The 19203-nt window shown below is 65.1% G+C and carries 14 protein-coding genes, 1 tRNA gene and 2 pseudogenes; 11 read left to right on the forward strand and 6 right to left on the reverse strand.

Going from position 1 to position 19203, the window contains the following annotated elements; genetic code table 11:
- The first annotated feature begins 132 nt into the window (after positions 1-132).
- The 4 genes from NV401_RS09465 (at position 133) to rplI (ending at position 1996) form a co-directional block, all read left to right on the forward strand.
- Positions 133-492: an RcnB family protein gene (locus tag NV401_RS09465; RefSeq protein WP_261294171.1), complete on the forward strand. Its 360-nt coding sequence runs from the start codon at positions 133-135 to the stop codon at positions 490-492.
- 219 nt (positions 493-711) lie between these two features.
- Positions 712-1137 carry a 30S ribosomal protein S6 gene (gene rpsF / locus NV401_RS09470; RefSeq protein ID WP_261294172.1) on the forward strand — a complete coding sequence of 142 codons (426 nt, stop codon included), beginning with the start codon at positions 712-714 and terminating at the stop codon, positions 1135-1137.
- Between the two features lie 14 nt (positions 1138-1151).
- Positions 1152-1376 (forward strand): 30S ribosomal protein S18, encoded by a 225-nt coding sequence (gene rpsR, locus NV401_RS09475; RefSeq protein ID WP_034158365.1) that lies wholly within the window; start codon positions 1152-1154, stop codon positions 1374-1376.
- Positions 1377-1390: 14 nt separating this feature from the next.
- Positions 1391-1996 carry a 50S ribosomal protein L9 gene (rplI, locus tag NV401_RS09480; RefSeq protein ID WP_261294173.1) on the forward strand — a complete coding sequence of 202 codons (606 nt, stop codon included), beginning with the start codon at positions 1391-1393 and terminating at the stop codon, positions 1994-1996.
- 425 nt (positions 1997-2421) lie between these two features.
- Here rplI and mutL read toward each other — a convergent pair whose 3' ends face one another.
- Positions 2422-4263 (reverse strand): DNA mismatch repair endonuclease MutL, encoded by a 1842-nt coding sequence (gene mutL, locus NV401_RS09485; RefSeq protein WP_261294174.1) that lies wholly within the window; start codon positions 4261-4263, stop codon positions 2422-2424.
- A gap of 158 nt (positions 4264-4421) precedes the next feature.
- Between mutL and NV401_RS09490 the strand changes: the two genes are divergently transcribed.
- From NV401_RS09490 to NV401_RS09515, 6 genes are all read left to right on the forward strand, one after another.
- On the forward strand, positions 4422-5468 hold the full coding sequence (locus NV401_RS09490; protein WP_261294175.1) for a rod shape-determining protein: 1047 nt from the start codon (positions 4422-4424) through the stop codon (positions 5466-5468).
- An 81-nt stretch (positions 5469-5549) separates the two neighbouring features.
- Positions 5550-6476 (forward strand): rod shape-determining protein MreC, encoded by a 927-nt coding sequence (gene mreC, locus NV401_RS09495; protein ID WP_261294176.1) that lies wholly within the window; start codon positions 5550-5552, stop codon positions 6474-6476.
- Positions 6473-6991, forward strand: a complete 519-nt coding sequence (gene mreD / locus NV401_RS09500) for a rod shape-determining protein MreD (RefSeq protein WP_261294177.1) — start codon at positions 6473-6475, stop codon at positions 6989-6991. The genes mreC and mreD overlap by 4 nt, the downstream gene beginning before the upstream one ends.
- Before the next feature lie 8 nt (positions 6992-6999).
- Positions 7000-9075 carry a penicillin-binding protein 2 gene (gene mrdA, locus NV401_RS09505; RefSeq protein ID WP_261294178.1) on the forward strand — a complete coding sequence of 692 codons (2076 nt, stop codon included), beginning with the start codon at positions 7000-7002 and terminating at the stop codon, positions 9073-9075.
- Positions 9072-10187, forward strand: coding sequence for a rod shape-determining protein RodA (gene rodA / locus NV401_RS09510; protein WP_261294179.1), 1116 nt, complete (start codon positions 9072-9074; stop codon positions 10185-10187). Before mrdA ends, rodA begins: the two co-directional genes overlap by 4 nt.
- Before the next feature lie 107 nt (positions 10188-10294).
- Positions 10295-10370, forward strand: a tRNA-Lys gene (locus NV401_RS09515).
- Between the two features lie 17 nt (positions 10371-10387).
- Here NV401_RS09515 and NV401_RS09520 read toward each other — a convergent pair.
- The 5 genes and pseudogenes from NV401_RS09520 to NV401_RS09535 all read right to left on the reverse strand — a co-directional run bounded on the left by NV401_RS09520 (position 10388) and on the right by NV401_RS09535 (position 16381).
- Positions 10388-11488 (reverse strand): tyrosine-type recombinase/integrase, encoded by a 1101-nt coding sequence (locus NV401_RS09520; RefSeq protein WP_261294180.1) that lies wholly within the window; start codon positions 11486-11488, stop codon positions 10388-10390.
- 65 nt (positions 11489-11553) lie between these two features.
- Positions 11554-11700 (reverse strand): annotated as a pseudogene (locus NV401_RS18780) (helix-turn-helix domain-containing protein); the annotation flags it as partial.
- Complete coding sequence (locus NV401_RS09525; protein WP_261294181.1) at positions 11697-12335, reverse strand: lytic transglycosylase domain-containing protein; 639 nt, start codon at positions 12333-12335, stop codon at positions 11697-11699. The gene NV401_RS09525 and the pseudogene NV401_RS18780, both read right to left, overlap by 4 nt.
- A pseudogene (mobF, locus tag NV401_RS09530) lies at positions 12325-15192 on the reverse strand (MobF family relaxase); the annotation flags it as partial. The pseudogene mobF and the gene NV401_RS09525, both read right to left, overlap by 11 nt.
- A gap of 112 nt (positions 15193-15304) precedes the next feature.
- Entirely contained in the window at positions 15305-16381 is a 1077-nt protein-coding gene (locus NV401_RS09535) for an AraC family transcriptional regulator (RefSeq protein WP_261294182.1), read from the reverse strand.
- Positions 16382-16534: 153 nt separating this feature from the next.
- Here NV401_RS09535 and NV401_RS09540 point away from each other — a divergent pair, with 153 nt between their 5' ends.
- Complete coding sequence (locus NV401_RS09540) at positions 16535-19186, forward strand: TonB-dependent receptor plug domain-containing protein (RefSeq protein ID WP_261294183.1); 2652 nt, start codon at positions 16535-16537, stop codon at positions 19184-19186.
- Positions 19187-19203 lie beyond the last annotated feature (17 nt).

Raw genomic sequence — 19203 nt, forward strand, 5'->3', positions numbered from 1 at the left:
AAGCGCGCGCGCTCTGGCAAGCCGCGACACTTTGCGACGATTTCGTGCGTTGGGTGGGACAGGGCTGCGACAGGTGGCCCCCAAATAGGTTCTCGACGCCAACCACTGGCGCCGAATTTTCGGAGACTGACCATGAAGAAGTTCATCCTCGCCGCGCTTGCCGCATCGGTTGCCCTGAGCCCGATGGCCGCATCTGTCGCCAGCGCGCAGGGTCATCGCGACGAACGCCGCACCACGGTGGTCAAGCGCAACGGCAATGTCGTCAAGAAGACGGTCGTCCGCCAGCAGGCCCCGCGGTATCGCAGCGATTGGCGCCGCGGTCAGCGCTTCGACCAGCGCCAGGCGCGCAACTATCGCCAGATCGACTATCGCCAGTATCGTGGTCTGCGTGCACCCCCGCGTGGCTACCGTTACGTCCAGTCGGACCGCAACGTCATTCTGGTCAGCAACGGTGGGATCATCTCGCAGATCTTCAGCGGTCTGATCCGGTAAACAATCGCTGCGCTCAGGCACAGCAGGGCGGCGGGACTTCGGTTCCGCCGCCCTTTTCGTGCGCGACAGCATCCTTGCCTTCTCGCGCAATTGCGCTATGGACCGCCGCTTCGGGGTGGAAGGCAGACGCTTTTCCGCCCCGTCGAACATGAGACGATAGCCGGAGGGGCGTCACGCATGGTGCGGGCGTCAGCGATCGGCCAAGACGAAGGACAAGACATGGCTCTGTACGAGCACGTGTTCCTTGCGCGCCAGGATCTGGCACAAGCGCAGGTGGACGCCCTGGCGGAAAACGCCAAGAAGATCATCGACGACAACAATGGTCGCGTCGTGAAGACCGAAAATTGGGGCCTGCGCAGCCTGGCGTACAAGATCGCCAAGAACCGCAAGGCGCATTACGTGATGCTCGAAATCGACGCCCCCGGCGACGTCGTGGCCGAGCTCGAGCGCCAGACGCAGATCAACGAAGACGTCATCCGCTACATGACCGTCAAGGTCGAAGGCCATGAAGAGGGCCCGAGCGTGATGATGCGCAAGTCCGATCGTGACCGCGAGCGTCGTGGTGACCGCGAAGGCGGCCGTCCCGATCGTGGTGATCGCCCCGAGCGCTCCGAGCGCCCGCGTCGCGATTTCGACGGCGAATAAGGAGCATATAGACAATGGCACGCCCATTTTTCCGCCGTCGCAAGTCCTGCCCGTTTTCGGCCAAGGATGCCCCACGGATCGATTACAAAGACGTCCGGTTGCTGCAGGGCTTCGTGTCCGAGCGCGGCAAGATCGTCCCGAGCCGCATCACGAGCGTGAGCGGCAAGAAGCAGCGCGAACTCGCCCAGGCGATCAAGCGCGCCCGTCATCTGGGCCTGCTGCCCTATATCGTTAAGTAAGGAAGGACTGACCCATGCAAGTCATCCTGCTTGAGCGCGTCGAGAAGCTCGGCGCCATCGGCGACGTCGTCACCGTGAAGGACGGGTTCGCCCGCAACTTCCTGCTGCCGAACAAGAAGGCGCTTCGCTCCAACGAAGCCAACCGCAAGGTGTTCGAAAAGAACAAGGAACAGATCGTTGCCACCAACGCGGCACGCCGCGGCGAGGCCGAGATCGAAGCCAAGAGCATCGACGGCATCACGCTGACGCTGATCCGCCAGGCATCGAACACCGGCCAGCTGTATGGCTCGGTCGCGGTGCGCGACCTGCTCGACCTGCTCGAGACCGAAGGCCACAAGGTGCCCAAGTCGTCGATCGTGCTCAACAAGCCGATCAAGGCGATCGGCGTGTACGACGTCAAGGTCGCGTTGCATCCGGAAGTGTCGGTGACCGTCAAGGTCAACGTCGCGCGTTCGCCGGAGGAAGCAGAAATGCAGGCCTCGGGCGTCAACGTGATGGAAGCGATGTTCGAAAAGGACGAAGCCGGCTTCGTCGAGGATTACGATCCCAACGCCGAGCCTGGTGCGACTGCCGAAGTGCAGTCGGATGCGCCGGGATCGGACGAGACGACCGAAGGCTGATCACTCAGCCCTTGGTTGCCAACAAAAAGGCCCGTCCGGAGCGATCCGGGCGGGCCTTTTCTTGTGCGGGTTCCGGGGCCGGCTGGGGGATGCCGGGGGAACGCTCAGTTCACGGACACGCCACGCAGGCACCGACGACGGCAGCCAGGGGGATCAGCGCGAAGACGAGGGGAAGAATCTGCTTCATGACCGGTTCGCTTTTCGTGAACTGAGGACCTGAGGCGAAAATGCGCGAGCGCGAGAAAGGTTTCCGGGAGGTGAACGGAGATGCGCCAGCTCTCGTCATCCTGAACTCGTTTCAGGATCCATTGTGCCGGCATGGCAGCGCACTCCGCTCCATGTCAGGGCTTAGCCGCGCGATGGATCCTGAAACGAGTTCAGGATGACGGCTGCCTGGATTGGCGTCCGCCCGCGAACAGCCAGACTCACTTTCGCCCGAACAGCTTTTCTACATCCCCCATCTGCAGCTTCACCCACGTCGGACGGCCATGATTGCACTGGCCCGAATGCGGCGTGATCTCCATTTCGCGCAGCAGGGCGTTCATCTCGGCAACCGACAGCACCCGCCCGGCCCTGACCGAGCCGTGGCACGCCATCGTCGCGGCGACGTGATCAAGCCGCTCCTTGAGGCTCAGCGCCTCGTCGAACGCGGCGAGTTCGTCGGCAAGATCGGTGACCAGACCGGTGACGTCGCTCTGGCCGAGCAGTGCAGGCACGGCGCGGACCAGCATCGCGCGCGGGCCGAAGCGTTCCAGATCGAGACCGAATTCACTCAGCTCCGTGGCACGCGATTCGAGCCGGTCGCAGGCGGGCTCGTCGAGCTCGATCACTTCGGGGAGCAGCAGCGCCTGGCTGGCGATGCCGCCATCGGCTATTGCCTTGCGCATCCGTTCGAGCACGAGCCGCTCGTGCGCGGCGTGCTGATCGACCAGCACCAGTCCGTCTTCCGCTTCCGCCACGATATAGGTCTTGGCGACCTGGCCGCGCGCGACGCCGAGCGGGTGCGTAATCGTTTCGGGCGGGGGGGCGTAGGAGGGTTCGGCGCGGCCTTGCGGCGCGGGGCTGATGAAGGTCTGGCGGCGGTCGAACACGGCGTGGCGCGGCTGCCACAATCCAAGGCCCTCCCCTTCAGGGGAGAGGTTGCCGGTGGGGGAAGTCGCACCGAAACCTGCGTTTGCAGATGCCGCACTGCCCCACTCCAACCCCTCCACTGAAGGAGCGGGGCTTGGTTGCTCCGGCTGCCACGCTGCCATCGCGTCCTCGGCCGGGCGCTGCACGCTGCGATGCCCCGCCTCGTCCAGCGCGCGCCTGAGTCCGCTGACGATCAGCCCGCGCACCATCGCCGGTTCGCGAAACCGCACCTCGGTCTTCGCGGGATGGACGTTTACGTCCACCGCATCGGCGGGCACCTCCAGAAACAGGGCGACCATCGCGTGCCGATCGCGCGGCATCATCTCGGCATAGGCGCCGCGGATCGCGCCGATCAGCAGGCGATCCTTCACCGGCCGGCCATTGACGAACAGATATTGGTGATCGGCCACGCCGCGGTTGAACGTCGGCAGCCCGGCAATCCCGCCGAGCGCCAGTTGCTCGCGCTGGAAGTCGATCGGCACGCCATTGTCGATCATGCCGCGATCGGTGAGCGCGGCAACGCGTTGCGGCAGGCTTTCGCCGGCCAGCACCTGCAGCGCGCGGCGTCCGTCATGCTCGACCGAAAAACCGATATCGGGCCGTGCCATGGCCAGCCGCTTCACGACATCGAGGCAGGCGGCATATTCACTGCGGGCGGAGCGCAGGAACTTGCGCCGCGCCGGCACGCGCGCGAACAAGGCGTCGACGCGCACCCGCGTGCCGGGCGGGACGCCGGTCGGGCCATCCGATTCCACCACGCCGTTGTCGACGATTCGCGCCCAGCCCTCGGCGCCGCGCACCCTGCTCTCCAGCGTCATGCGCGCAACGCTGGCGATCGAGGGCAGCGCCTCGCCGCGAAAACCGAGCGTGGACACCAGTTCGATCGCCTCGTCGGGCAATTTGGAGGTGGCATGCCGCTCGAGCGCCAGTGCCATATCCTCGGGCGCCATGCCGCATCCATCGTCGATCACTTCGATGCCATCGATGCCGCCACCGGCAAGCCGCACATCGACTCGGGTGGCACCCGCGTCGATCGCGTTTTCGACCAGTTCCTTCAACGCGCTGGCTGGTCGTTCGACCACTTCACCGGCTGCGATGCGATTGACGAGATGTTCGGGCAGACGGCGTATTGACATGGGGTTTCCCCTAGACCAAGCGACGGCATCCCGCGACCCGCATTAGTCAAGTTCTGAGCGTGGAAGTCATGCTCAGACCCATCCGACTTATCCGGACCCCGCGGGGCATTGGCAGAAGCTGCCGTGCCCGTTGGGGACGGCCAAGTACGGAACGATCCATGGCATTCTTCTCGCGGTTCTTCAGAATGATGTCGCACGACATGGCGATCGATCTCGGGACCGCCAATACGGTCGTCTATCTGCGCGGCCGCGGGATCGTGCTCAACGAGCCGTCGGTGGTGGCGATCGAGACGATCAACGGCGTCAAGAAGGTCAAGGCGGTCGGCGAGGACGCCAAGCTGATGATGGGCAAGACGCCCGATACGATCCAGGCGATCTGCCCGCTGCGCGATGGCGTGATCGCCGACATCGATATCGCCGAGGAAATGATCAAGCATTTCATCCGCAAGGTGCATGGCGGGCAGCGCCGCTTCCTGCGCTGGCCGCAGATCGTGATCTGCGTACCGTCGGGGTCGACCTCGGTCGAGCGCCGCGCGATCCGCGATGCCGCATCGAATGCCGGCGCGTCGCAGGTCTGGCTGATCGAGGAGCCGATGGCCGCGGCGATCGGCGCGGACATGCCGGTGACCGAGCCGATCGGCTCGATGGTCGTCGATATCGGTGGCGGCACGACCGAAGTTGCCGTGCTGTCGTTGCGCGGTCTCGCCTATACCACCTCGGTGCGCGTCGGCGGCGACAAGATGGACGAGGCGATCGTCTCCTATATCCGCCGCAACCACAATTTGCTGATCGGCGATTCGACCGCCGAGCGGATCAAGCAGGAAGTGGGCGTGGCGAAGCCGCCAGCGGACGGCATCGGCCTTACCATCCACGTCAAGGGCCGCGATCTGGTCAACGGCGTGCCGAAGGAAATCCAGATCAACCAGGGCCAGATCGCCGAGGCGCTGAGCGAGCCGGTCGGGCAGATCGTCGAAGGCGTGCGCATTGCGCTTGAGAATACCGCACCGGAACTGGCCGCCGACATCGTCGATCAGGGCATCGTGCTGACTGGCGGCGGCGCGCTGCTGCAGGGTATCGACGAAGTGCTGCGCGACGAGACTGGCCTGCCGGTGACGATCGCCGATGATCCGTTGATCTGCGTCGCGCTCGGCACCGGTCGTGCGCTCGAGGATCCGGTCTATCGCGGCGTGCTGCACAGCGCCTGAGTCGACGGCACGCCGCTGGCGTGACGATATTGTGAAGCCCGGCCGGCGCAGGCGGCGGCCGGCGCGACTATGGGGGGAAAGATGGCGCCGTCTCGCAATCGGCGTCCGGGTTTTTCGCGGCGGGCGCAATACGGACTATTCCTGGGTTATGTCATCGGCGGCATCGGCGTGCTGGTGGCCGTGGTGCTGCTTGCGCTGTCGGCATTGAACCCGCCGGCCTATGTCGCAGCGCGCGCCACGATCGCCGAGATCACTACGCCGATCTCCAGCGGGCTTGCCGGGATCGGTCGCGGCATCGCGGCTATCCCCTCCGGCATCGCCGAGCATTTCGCGGTCAAATCGACCAATGCCGAACTGCGCCGCGAACTGAACGACGTGCAGCGCCTGCTGCAACGCGCACGGACCCTGAACTACGACAATCGCCGGTTGCGGGCGTTGCTGCGCTTTCGCGAGCGGGCGATAAACCCGGTTGTCGCGGCGCGGCTGGTCAGTTCGACCGCGTCGAGCACGCGCCGTGTCGCCGTGCTCAACGCCGGCAGCTGGCAGGGCGTGCGCGAAGGCCAGCCGGTGCAGGGCCCCGAGGGGCTGATCGGGCGCATCCTGGAGACCGGGCCGAACACCGCCCGCGTACTGCTGCTCACCGATCCCGAAAGCATCGTGCCGGTGCGGCGCACGCGCGACGGCCATGCCGCGCTGGCCGCCGGGCGCGGTGACGGGTTGCTCGATGTCCGCTCGGTCAGTCTGGCTAATGCCGCATTCCAGGTCGGCGACATGTTCGTCACCTCCGGCACCGGCGGCATCTACCCGCCCAATATCCCGGTCGCGCGGATCGTCCGGCGATCGAGCGACATTGCGCTCGCACGCTCGTTCGCGCGCCCCGACACGCTCGATTTCGCACTGGTGCAGCAGATCTATCTGCCACCCCCGGCGCCGATCCCCACCGCGACGCCAACTCCAACACCCGGCCCCACGCCTGCCCCCACGCCGACCTCGGCTGCAGCGCGATGAGGCCACCGCGCCGACGCGCCGGCCCGTTCGACCCGGCACCGCTGAGCCCGATCGCGCGCATCCTGCCGGCGCTGACGATCATGGCGGGATCGTTGATCACGATCTGGCCGTTTATCGCCACAATCCCGGCGCTCCCGCCGTTCGGCCTGCTGATGCTGCTCGGCTGGCGCCTGCTGCGCGCGGATGCGCTGCCGATCTGGGGCGCGCTGCCGCTCGGCCTGTTCGACGATCTGCTCAGCGGCCAGCCGTTCGGCAGTTCGATGCTGCTGTGGCAATTATGCTTCTTCGCGATCGATCTGCTCGACCAGCGTATCGTCTACCGCGATTTCTGGCAGGACTGGATGATCGCCGCGGGCGCAACCGGCTTTTGTCTGATCCTCGGCCGCGCCTTTGCCACGCCGCTCGCCGCGCATGTCGATACCGTGCTATTGCTGCAGGCGGCGATCGCGATCATGCTGTTCCCGGTGGTCGCGCGATTGTGTGCATGGCTTGATGGGAAGCGCGGGGACGCCTAGATCGGCCAATGCGGATCGTAACCGAACAATCGCAATCCTATAGCTTCACCCGCCGTGCGCTGATGCTCGGCGGCGCGCAGGCGGCCGTCGGGCTGATGCTTGCCGGGCGGATGACCTGGCTCGCGGTAGCCGAGAACGAGCGCTACCGGCTGGCGTCCGAGAATAACCGCGTCAACATGACGCTGGTGCCGCCGCGCCGCGGCTGGATCGTCGACCGGCACGGCGCCCCCATCGCCAACAACCGCACCGATTTCCGCGTCGATCTGATCCCCGATCGGCTGGTCGATGTCGACAAGGTGCTGGCCGAGCTGAGCCAGTTGCTGGCGCTGCCGCCGGAGCAGATCGAGCGCATCAAGACCGATCTCAAACATGCTCGCGGGTTGCAGCCGGTGCAGGTCATGGAGAATCTGGACTGGGAGCGGTTCGCTGCGGTCAGCGTGCGGCTGCCCGAAATGCCCGGCGTGGCGCCGACCCGCGGGTTCGCGCGCAACTATCCCGCAGGTGCGGCCGTGGCGCATCTCACCGGCTATGTCGGTGCCGCGTCGGCCACGCAGTATCAGAAGACCAAGGATCCGCTGTTCGTCACGCCGGGGTTCAAGCTCGGCAAGGATGGCCTCGAAAAGGCGCTCGAGACGACCTTGCGCGGCGATGCCGGCGCCAAGCGTGTCGAGGTCACCGCGCGCGGCAAACTGGTCCGCGAGCTGGAGACGAAGATCGATACGCCGGGCCGGACGGTGCGGCTGACGATCGACGCCGGGCTGCAGGAATATGCCGCGCGGCGGCTGGGCACCAACAGCGGCTCGGCGGTGGTGATCGATTGCGACAGCGGCGACATCCTGGCGATGGTGTCGATGCCGGCCTATGATCCGAACAGCTTTTCCGATGGCATCAGCCATATGGAATGGAAGATGCTGTCCGACGACGATCACGTGCCGCTGATGAACAAGACGCTGCAGGGCCTGTATCCGCCGGGATCGACCGTCAAGCCGATGAACGCGCTGGCGCTGCTCCATGCCGGCGTCGATCCGCAGGCGCGGGTCAATTGCTCGGGGGCGATGCGCGTCGGCACCGGCGTGTTCCATTGTCACAAGCGCGGCGGGCACGGCGCGATCGACATGAAGAATGCGGTGATGCAGAGTTGCGACATCTATTTCTACGAAATGATCCGCCGCGTCGGTTACGATGCGATCGCGCCGATCGCGCGCGAGGTCGGGCTGGGGCAGAAATTCGAGCTGCCGTTCGATTCGCAGCGCTACGGCACGGTGCCGGACAGCGCGTGGAAGCTGAAGAAATACAAGGATGCCTGGACGATCGCCGACGGCCTCAACGCCTCGATCGGCCAGGGCTATGTGCTGGCCAACCCGTTCCAGCTCGCCGTGATGGCGGCACGGATCGGATCGGGCCGGCAATTGAAGCCCCGCCTCGTGATGAACGGCAAGGTGCCCACGGCCCCGCCGCTGTCGGCCACGCCCGAGCAACTGGCGATCGTCCGCGATGCGATGTTCGGGGTGATCAACCAGGGCGGTACCGGTGGCCGCGCGCGCCTGCTCGTCCCCGGGGTGGCGATGGCGGGCAAGACCGGTACCGCGCAGGTGCGGCGCATCTCCATGGCGGAGCGCGCTGGCGGCGTGCTCAAGAACGGGCAATTGCCGTTCAAGATGCGCGATCATGCGCTGATCGTCGGCTTCGCGCCGGCCGATAAGCCCAAATATGCGATGGCGATCGTGCTCGAGCATAATGGCCATATCACCGCGAGCCTCGATACGCCGCTGATCGGACGCGATATCATGACCTTCATGTTCGATCGCGAGCGGGCCATGGCATCGCTTGCCGAATTCGAGCCGACCTGGGGCGGCGATATCCCGACTCGCGCAGCGGCACAGGCAGCGGCCTTCCGCGCCACCGCCGATGCGCCCGCGCCGGTGGTCGGCGCGGCGACCGAAACCAAGGCCACCCAGCCCACCGCCGCGCCGGCGGTGGAAGCCGCGACCGACGCCGCCAATGCCAGCGCCGAAGCGCTGGCGCACGATGCCGCGACCGGCAACGGCGTGGCGCAGGTCACTGGATCGCCGGAGCCGCAATGAACAACGGTCTCAGCTTCGTCCCCGCGCCGCTCGCCCAGCTGCCCTGGAAGATCATCTTGCTGGTCACCGCGATCGGGGCATTCGGATTGATCGTGCTCTATTCAGCCGCCGGTGGCAGCATCCGGCCCTGGGCGCTCAATCAGGGCATCCGCTTCGTCGTGCTGATGTTCGGTGCCATCGCGCTGTCGCGCGTGCGCGAGAGCGTGCTCGGCAAGGTCGCGCTGCCGATCTACGGCGTGCTGGTCGTCTCGCTAATACTGGTCGAGCTCCTCGGCGCGGTACGCGGCGGGAGCCAGCGCTGGCTCGATCTCGGGGTGATCCGGCTGCAACCCTCCGAATTCATGAAACCGTTCATCGTGCTGGCCTGTGCGAAATTCTACGACATGCTGCCGCCCAACGAAACGCGCCGGATCGGCGCGATCTGGCCAGCGGCCTTGCTGATCGGGATTCCGGCCGGCCTGGTGATGCTCCAGCCCGATCTTGGCACCGCCTTGATGATCTGCGCCGGCGGCGTCACCGTGGTGTTCCTCGCCGGCGTCCCGCTGCGACTGTTCATCGGCGGCGCGCTGGCGCTGAGCGCGGCGATCCCGCTGGCGATCAACTTCGCGCTGCACGATTATCAGCGCAACCGCATCCTGATCTTCATGAATCCCGAAAGCGATCCGCTCGGGACCGGCTATCATATCAGCCAGTCGAAGATCGCGATCGGCTCGGGCGGGATCTTCGGCAAGGGCTTCCTCAACGGATCGCAGAGCCATCTCGATTACCTGCCCGAGGGGCATACCGATTTCGCGCTGGCGACGATGATGGAGGAATGGGGGCTGGTCGGCGGCGTGCTGACGATCATCGCCTTCTTCTGCATCATCTTCTGGGGGATCAACGTTGCGCTCAACGCGACGACCCGCTTCGGCCGCCTCACCGCCGCCGGCCTGTCGGCGACGATCTTCTTCTACGTCGCGATCAACATGTCGATGGTGATGGGCCTCGCCCCGGTCGTCGGCATCCCCCTGCCCTTCATCAGCTTCGGCAGTTCCGCGCAGTTGACGGTGCTGCTGTGCCTGGGAATTTTGATGTCGATCGACCGGCAAAATCGCCAAACCAGCCGCTGGTGAAAAAAAGCGCATAAAAGGGTTTGCATTCCCCGGGCACGGTGCTAGTTCGCGCCCTCCCCGAACGCGGCGGCGCCCTCCAAAGCGCCACCAGACGCCGCTCCGGATATGGACGCATAGCTCAGTTGGTAGAGCAGCTGACTCTTAATCAGCGGGTCCTTGGTTCGAGCCCAAGTGCGTCCACCATTTTTCCTCGAGACTTCTCAGTTACTTAGGTCGGTACCAGCGACGATCCTGAGCCGGAAGTCGCTCGGACTGTGACCATTTTTGTGACCTTGACCGGGCTTCTCTCCCTCGGGCGCAGTGTGACCTGTTTTGCCCTCAAAAATCAGCTGGTCTGCGTAAGGCTGCAAATGCGTCACCGACATGTGCGCGTAGCGACGCACCATCGTCTCCGATTTCCAGCCCCCCAGCTCCTGCAGCACCCAGGTGGGCACGTCATTTTGCCGGAGCCAACTCGCCCAGGTATGCCGCAGGTCGTGCCAGCGAAAACCGGTGATGCCCGCCCGTTTTAGGGCCGACCGCCAATGTTTCGTGTTCACTTGCCCGATCGGTCGCCCGGCATAGGTGAACACTTGCTCGCACTGCTTGCCCATCTGTCGCTGGAGGACCGAGACGGCGAGGTCGTTGAGCGGGACGCCCAATGCCTCGTTGTTCTTGGTGTCTCCGTGCCCGATCGTGACGATGCGGCGGGAGAAGTCGACCTGATCCCAGGTCAGCGATTTTATATTCCCCTGCCGCAGCCCGGTTGCGAGCGCGAACAGCATCAGGTCCTGCTGGTGAGCGGGCAGCTCCTCCAGAAGACGCTCGGCCTGTGCGTGGGTCAACCAACGCACGCGGACCTTGCCGTTCCTCGTGTAGGTGCGGAACGCCGGGATATGCTCGATCCATTCCCACTCGCGTTGCGCCATCCGGAATATGGCGCGGATCAGCGCCACGTAGAGATCCTTCGTGCGATTACTCGAACGAGCATGGTGTCGAGAAATGATCCCGTCGATCATGTCCCTGCTCACCTGGTCCAACGTCTTGCCACGCAGATATTTGGTGAACCAACGGATCCGAGACACATCGTCCCTGTAGGACTTCTTGTGCTTCTTCTCCTGCAGCCACCTCAGTGCCGCCTCGTCCCAAGTCCGTTTCGGCTTTATCTTGAGCCTGGCAAGATCCCACAGCTCGGCCTTTAGCTTGTCGTGATATTCCTCGGCCTTGAGCCTGTCGGACGTTCCAGTAGTGCGTCTAATGAGCGTTCCGTCAGGTGCTGTGATCTTGACGTAATATGTTCCTGCACGGTTCCAGAGTGCCATATTGCCTCCTCCTGAAAGGCACTCGGCTGCATTCGTGCGGGCACAGAATATCCTGCTCGAATCCAGGCCACAAGATCGTCTTGAATGAAGGTCCAGCCTCGCCCGATCTTGGTTGCTGGGATCTGCCGGGCCTTTGCCAGTTTGCGGATCGTGTTGGGGTGCCGCCCGAGGAGGGCAGCGGCCTCCTGCACATTGAGGACATCGGCGCTCATCGATGGCTTCCGTCCGACGTGGCGACGGCCGGCTCGATGGTGCTGGGCGGCCTCCGACGTGGCACATCGTCGTGCCCAGCCGATGGAATCCGTGCGAGCGTGGAAATACGACTGCCAAATACGGTCGGCCCAAAACGGCGGCGCAAGTGACCGGCGACCGACAGAGCATAACGCCGCTGCCGCCAGTGGATGCCGCTGTGGTAGGCACCGATCGCTAGCCAATAATCTTGCGCTGTCGCAAGGCTGCTGAGGAATATCCATCTTGCAGCCTGGACGTTGAAACAGGCGTCGTTCGTCAGCCACCAGCGCACCTGCGCCGGCGGCTGACCGGTCCTGACTGCAATCCTCGATACCCACCAGCTGTTGACCTGCAGCGGTCCCAGATCATGGCTGCCGTCGCTGTTCCTGACCTCGGCGCCGACCCAGCCCCCTTCCTGGTCCCTCAGTCCCCAAAGCGTCTTTTCAAGCCATGCCTGGCCGCCGGCCGCGCGACCAATACATGCCGCGACCAACTCTTCGGATACCGGGTCGCGAGAAGAACGCGGGGTGGCAGTCGCGGCACCGGTTGGCGCCAGCAGCCCGAGGGCCAAGGCGAACCGCCATACAACGCTGTGTAGCGGCCGCTTACCGATCATGATCGCCTCGATGGTCTACGGCGCCTGGGCTTGGGTGCATCGACGAGTGGTCGCGGGGGGCGTGGGTCGGTCCGCTTTCTCCACCCGGTCTGGCGTTATCGAGCAACGCATTCAGCCAGCGGTCCATCGCCTGCGCGCCCGAGAGCGCGCGTTCAGCCAGAAGCGAGGCAATACCGCGTGGTGCGGTTGCGATTTGCCGATCGTGTCGATCCTTGCGATCGACGCGCTGCTGATCGCGCAGCAGGTCCAAGCGATCGCCGTGACGGTGGCTTCTCGCGTGTACCGAATCTCGGTCAAGGCGCCCCATCCCCTGAAGTGCCGAAGTCTTTTGCCCTGACCGCCGCTCCAACTTCTCGACGAGCCGCTTTTCGTCTTCGGTCTAGAGCTTCACACCAAACCGGGCGCGGGTGATGGCGGTGTAGAAGTTCTGGCCGGTCACCAAGGTGGAGTTAATGGGCGCGAGCACGTAAACGCGGTCGTATGTCTTCGACTGCGACGAATAGACCGTTTCGGCATAGCCATGGTCCCAGTTCTTGTGGCGAGTGAGGTCGATGTTCTGGAGGCGGGCATCGCGATCCCACCGGATTGTTGCCACCGTGCCATCCAATCGTTCGACAGTGCCGCGGTCGGCATTGCGGATGTCGAGATCGTGGTTGACCAGCCGCCACTGAATGCGGTCGCCGGCCGCGAGGTCGCGCTGCTCGCTGCTGAACACGTTGAGCTGTGACGCACGCCCGATGCGCGGGTCCCAGCGGATTTTGCGGCCGTGTTCATCGACGAGGCGGACGATCTGGCGTCCGCCGTCATCCCTGCCTGTGCCGAGTACCCGGTACTCGGTGTCGCGGGCGACACCCAATCCGGGATTGTCGCGAGAGAACACGATCACTTGGCCACCGGAGTAGAAACGCGCGAGATGCTTCTCCTGGTCGCTCATTCCGGAAGGCGTCAGGACTGCCAGGCGTGCCTCTTCGGCCGCGATCGTACCTTCCGTCTTCAGCGCCTCGCGCACCCTGGTGTTGACGATCAAACGGGTCGCATTCTCCAAAACGAGGATGTTCGTGCTCGCCCGGTTTTCCGGTTTGAGCCGGGTCCATTCGTCCACCAGTCGTTCGGCGAGCTTGTCCGCGCTGTCGCCGCTACTCACTCTGTCTAGGTTCGCGAGCGACGCAGCATAGTTGCCCAGACGAGCCTGGGTGACAGCGGCCTTCATCGATCGGGTTTCCTGCCTCACCGACTCCGTGAGTTCGGCGCGCGAAAGGCCAAGCCGCTGCATCAGCCAGAACGGTTTGCCCTGCTCGATCGCGCCAGTCTGTTGGTTGTCGCCGAGCAAGATCAGTCTGGCGCCGGTCATCCGGCTGATCTCAAGAATGCGCAACGCCTGGCGATTGCCCAGCTGCCCCGCTTCGTCGACGACCAGAACATGGCTGTCGTCGAGCCGCCAGCCGCCCGCGGCGACGAGGCTGGCGACCGTCCGCGCTTCGATACCCGCAATCGCGCCCAGATTGGCCGCCGCGGAAGACGTTGGTGCCAGCGCGATGAGTGCGGCGGCGGGGCCAGCGGCGTCGTTCAGCGCCTTTACGAGGGTGGATTTGCCGGCGCCTGCCACGCCGTGCACGCCGACCACCCGGTTGTCCGTGGAGCCGATATGAAGAAGCGCCGCCTCCTGCGCCGGATTCAACCCGCTGGCGTGCGCCACCGCACGCAGTCGATCCATGTCCGCCAGCGGTACCGCGTCGTTCAGGGCGAGCGCCAGGTGGTCGGACATCGCCATTTCCAAGCGCAGGGAACGCCGCGATGTGCGACCGCGGGTGTGGATGTCGTCGCCGGTCTGGTGCCGCGTTTCGAAGAGCTTGCGCCGGGCCTGATGCGCCTCGGCGAGGGGGCGAATGTCGGAAAGCCGCACCTCGCCCACATGCGAAGCAAGCCCGGTCCGTAGCAGTCTGCCGAGATTGTTGACTGCTTCTCTGCTTTCCGATTGGCGTAAGCCAAACAGCATTGCCTGCGCCGTCACCATCGCCGTCGGGGTGAGCGAGCGAGGCCCCTCTCGGTCTGCCGCAAGGCGAACCGCGCCCAGCATCGCGTCGCGCGGACCGACGCGACTGGTCCAATCCTGCTGGAGGGTCGCGAGTGAAGTCTTCACCTTCCGTCCGCGCGTTTGATAGAATGAGGCGCGCCGCGCCGCCTGGCCCTCGAGCCCATGCTCGCGGGCATGCGCGCTGATCTGTTCGGCGCGCTGCGACATTTCGTGCATAAGGTCGTGCGGGACGCCGCGGATCTCGAAAAGGCCCCGGCGAGGATCCGTATCGATCGAATAGCCGTGCTCGCGGAGGATATGGGCAAGCTCGCTTCGATAGACCTGGCCCGCCGCCATCTGCTCGGCAAACATCGCGCGGGTTTCCAGACTGGCCATCGGGGTGTCGTCCGCGCGATTGGTGATATTCATGACGACGACATGCGTGTGAAGATGCGGGTCGAGTTCGCGCGAGGCATGCTCAGTGAAACGCGCGAAGATCAGTCGCCCGGTCGTCTCATGGACGATCTCGCCACCTGATCGATGCCGCAGGGTGGCATGCTCCTCCAGATACGTAAGGGCCACGCCAACCGCGCGCTCGTGCGCCGCGAGTATCCGCTCGTCCCGGGCAACAAGCGCCATGATCGACACTGATTTCGGTGCGTTGAGCGCAAAGTCCCAGCCCGCATGATGTTCGATCGCTCCATCGGCGCGCTGACGCCCCAATTGTTGGTCGCCGACCTTCCCGGACAGTAATTCGCGAAAGACAACGGGATCGACCAATCCTTTCAGCCGAAGCTCTGCGGCGATCCTGCCTCCCCATTCGGACGGCTCGTCGACGCCTTTCGCGATCGAGCGATCGTGGTATAGTAAAGGACGAAATGGCCCATGCGATGCGAGCTGGTCGAACCTGTCCGCACGACCATGCTCGCAGTTCGCCCCGGCCCCGCCTGCGCGTCTACTTGCTTGTCCGAACTTCGTTTATCGTCTTGCCTGTCCAGCGCCGTATCGCGCGGCGTAGATTCGCACTATCGCTGAACCCGACTTTCCAGGCCACATCGTCCACGCTCATGCGGGTCGTCTGCAAATATTCGATCGCCAGCTTGCGGCGCACATCATCGACGATCACGCCGTAGCTCGACTGTTCGACTGCCAAGCGACGGCGCAGCGTGCGCTCCTGCAGGCCAAGCTGTGCCGCGACCACCGTCATCGAGGGAAACCGGCCTGGCGCGTTGAGCAGCAGCTGATACACTTCGCCCGAAAGGCCCAGCGAAGTCCGCGACTGGCCGATCAGGCGATCGCAGGTCTCCTCCAACATCGTCCTGGTCAACCGGTTGCCGAGTTCCGGCGTCTGGTCGAGGATGCCGATCGGATAATGTAGCTCGTTGACCGCCTGGCCGTACAAGCATGGGCACGACAGCGCAGCCGCGTCCTGTCCCGCATGGCCGTCGTCCGGCAAGGCGAATAGCGCGCGGACCGGCAGATTGTCGACGCCGGCAGTGTCGCGGATGTGGGTGAAGGTCATCTTCATCTGTTGACGCACCAGAAAGGTGCGGACGTCGCTGCTCATCACGTCGCGGTAGATTTCGCGGAACTGCCAGATCGCCACCGGCCCCTCGGTGCGCCATTCCAGCCGCACGGTCGGCGTGGCGAGCGGCTGGTAGCGCACAGCGAAGTCGAAGAAGTCGCGCATCGTTGGTGAGCACATCAGCGCATAACCGTACATACCATAGGCCGAGAGGTGCAGGCGCGCGCCGATCGCAAAGGCGTCGGCGAACCCGGCACCGGCCGCGACGATATTCTCGCACGCTGTCAAATATTGTCCGATCGAGGTCAGCGTGTGCGGATCGTGCACTTCGTCCAGCGTCAGCCCGGTGCGCTCCAGCACCGCCGCGGGCCCGATCCCGCGCCCGGCAACCGCGTCGATCACCGTGGCGATCTTGAACGGCGCGAAGAGCCGCTGGTTGAGTGAGGGAAAGCCGGCCCGGGCATTGCCGCCAATCACACCGCCGTCTTCGTTCGCCGCCTGCGCCATGAGGCCATCCTCCTTGAATCTGTCCGGTAAGGACACAGTGATGTCCGTAAATGCGCTTACTACATGATCTGTCAGACCATAAGCAGAGGATCAAGCCGGCAAAGCCCGGTGGCGGCCACAACCGCACGCAAGCAGACCAGGAGGGGTTAGACTATGCCGATCGAGACCAATCGCACCGGGCGGCGCGCGCCCCTGCTGTGCCGTACCGCGCTCACCATGGCGGCGCTGGGCCTGCCCGCCGCGCTGCACGCGCAGACCGCCGCCACCCCCGACGCACCGGCCAAGGACGCCAGCGTCGAGGAGCAGGCCGACATCATCGTCACCGGGACCAGCATTCGCGGCATCCCGCCCACGGGATCGGGCCTGATCAGCGTGACGCGCGAGGACGCCAAGCTGATCGGCGCGGCGAGCACCGCCGAACTGCTCGCCACGGTGCCACAGCTCAACAGCTTTAACACCGCCCCGCGCGTCAGCAATGGCGGGCTCGGCTCGTTCGCGCCGGGCCTGCGCGGCCTGCCCAGTTCCGCCACGCTGCCGTTGATGAACGGCCATCGCCTGGTGTCCGGCAGCACGCAGCAGACCAATCCCGACTATCCCTTCATCCCCGAGCTGGCGATCGAGCGGGTCGAGATCGTCGCCGACGGCGCGTCGGCGATCTACGGCTCGGAGGCCGTCGCCGGCGTCGTCAACTTCATTACCCGCAAGCACGTGTCCGGACTGGAGGCCAATGTCCGCTACGGCATGGCGGACGACTATCATGCCTTCAACGCCGGGGCGATCGCCGGCCATGACTGGGGCAGCGGCTCGGTCGTCGCCGCCTATCAATATCAGGAAAACAGCAACATCACCGGCGACGACCGCCGCTATCGCTCGCTCGATTTCCGCGCCGCGGGCGGCATCGATACCCGCTCAGCCGTATGCCCGGACGCGAACGTCAACCTGTTTGCGGGCACGATCTATGCTGCGCCCGGCCTCGCGCCCGGCCTCAACACCTGCGATCCGCGCGGCGCCGTCGATCTGCTGCCGCAGAACCGCACGCACAGCGCGCTCGTCTCGGCGCGCCAGCAAGTGTCCGGCGCGGTGACGCTTTGGGCCGATCTGCTCTATTCGGACCGCAAGGATGTCGTGCAGGCGGCGCTGCCGGGCCAGACGTTCGTGCTGGTCACCGCAGCCAATCCCTTCTTCCGCGCGCCGCCGGGCACGGGCACGTCGTTCGGCTATTTCGACTTCCGCCCCGACCGGCTGGTCGGCGCGGATCATTTCGACCAGACCTTCCGCGTGCGCACCGGCAACGCCACGGCCGGGCTCGATATCGGCCTGCCGGGCGACTTCAAGGCCACCGTGTTCGGCTCATACAATTGGTCGCGCAACGACACGTTGCAGCCCGGCATCAACACCACCGCGCTGACCGCCGCCGCGGCCGGGACGACGACTGCGACCGCGCTCGACCCGTTCGGCTACGGCACCAGCCCGGCGGTGGTCGCCCGGATTCTCGATAACCCCACCGACTTCGTCAATCGCCAGCGCACCCGGATCGGCGCGGTGAAGGTGGATGGCCCGCTGGCCCAGCTGCCGGGCGGCGCGCTGAAGATCGCCGTCGGCGCCGAATATCGCCGCGAGACCTATATGCAGCGCGGCCAGAGCGGCGGGGTCGGTTTCCCCGAGGATCTGGAGCGCAACGTCGAATCGGTCTACGGCGAACTGTTCGTGCCGATCTTCGGTGACGGCAATGCCGCGCCACTGGTCCGCAGTCTCGCGCTGTCGCTGTCGGGCCGCTACGATCATTACAGCGACTTCGGCTCCACCAGCAATCCGAAGATCGGCCTTACCTGGGAACCGGTCGACGGACTCAACCTGCGCGGCAGCTATGGCCGGTCGTTCCGCGCGCCGGGCCTGCGCGACCTCGGCTCGACCGTCGGCTCCTATTATTCCGCCGCCGCGCTGGTCGATGCCTTCGGCGCACGCGATCCGTCGCGCGGCGCGGCGCAGGTCAACACGATCCTGCTGTTTGGCGGCAACCAGGACCTGACCCCGGAAACGGCGCGCACCTGGTCGCTGGGCGCCGACCTGCGCCCCAAGTTCGCCCCCAACCTCGCGGCGAGCGTGACCTTCTACGACATCAAATATGACAATGTGATTGGCACGCCCTCGGGCCTGGGCGCCTTGCTGTTCAGCGATCCCACCTTCGCCTCGCGCGTGATCCGCAATCCCACCGCGGGCCAGCTCAACGCGGCGATCACCAACACCGTGCCCTTCTTCTACACCTTTTCCGCCGTGCCGGCGATCGGCAACATTCTCGATCTGCGGCAGGGTAATTTCGGCGTGCGCAAGACCAACGGGATCGATTTCGACGTGCGGTACCGGCAACCCATGGGCTTCGGATCGATCTTCGGCGGCATCGCGGGCAACTATATCCTGAACTACACCAACCAGCTGTCGCCGACCTCGGCCGAGAGCGATTCGCTCGACGCCGGCATTCCGCGCACCACGCTGCGGACAACCTTGGGCTTCACGGCCGGCCCGGTTACCGTCGTCAACTTCGTCAACCATCGCTCCGGCGTCACCGCATCCTATGCCACGCCGACCGGCTCCGACCTGTATGACGCGAAGGGCTATACTACGGTCGATCTGCGCCTGTCGGTGCGCCTCCCCGATATCGGCTTGGCCAAGGGCAGCGAGTTCGGGATCCAGGTCAACGACCTGTTCGATGCGACGCCGCCCTTCTTCCCCGGCACCGACGGTATCGGCGGCGCCTACAACCCGATCGGTCGTTACGTGGCGTTGAGCCTGCGGAAGTCCTTCTGACCCCCGGTGGCGATGCC

Source organism: Sphingomonas hylomeconis (assembly GCF_025370105.1).
Classification (GTDB): domain Bacteria; phylum Pseudomonadota; class Alphaproteobacteria; order Sphingomonadales; family Sphingomonadaceae; genus Sphingomonas; species Sphingomonas hylomeconis.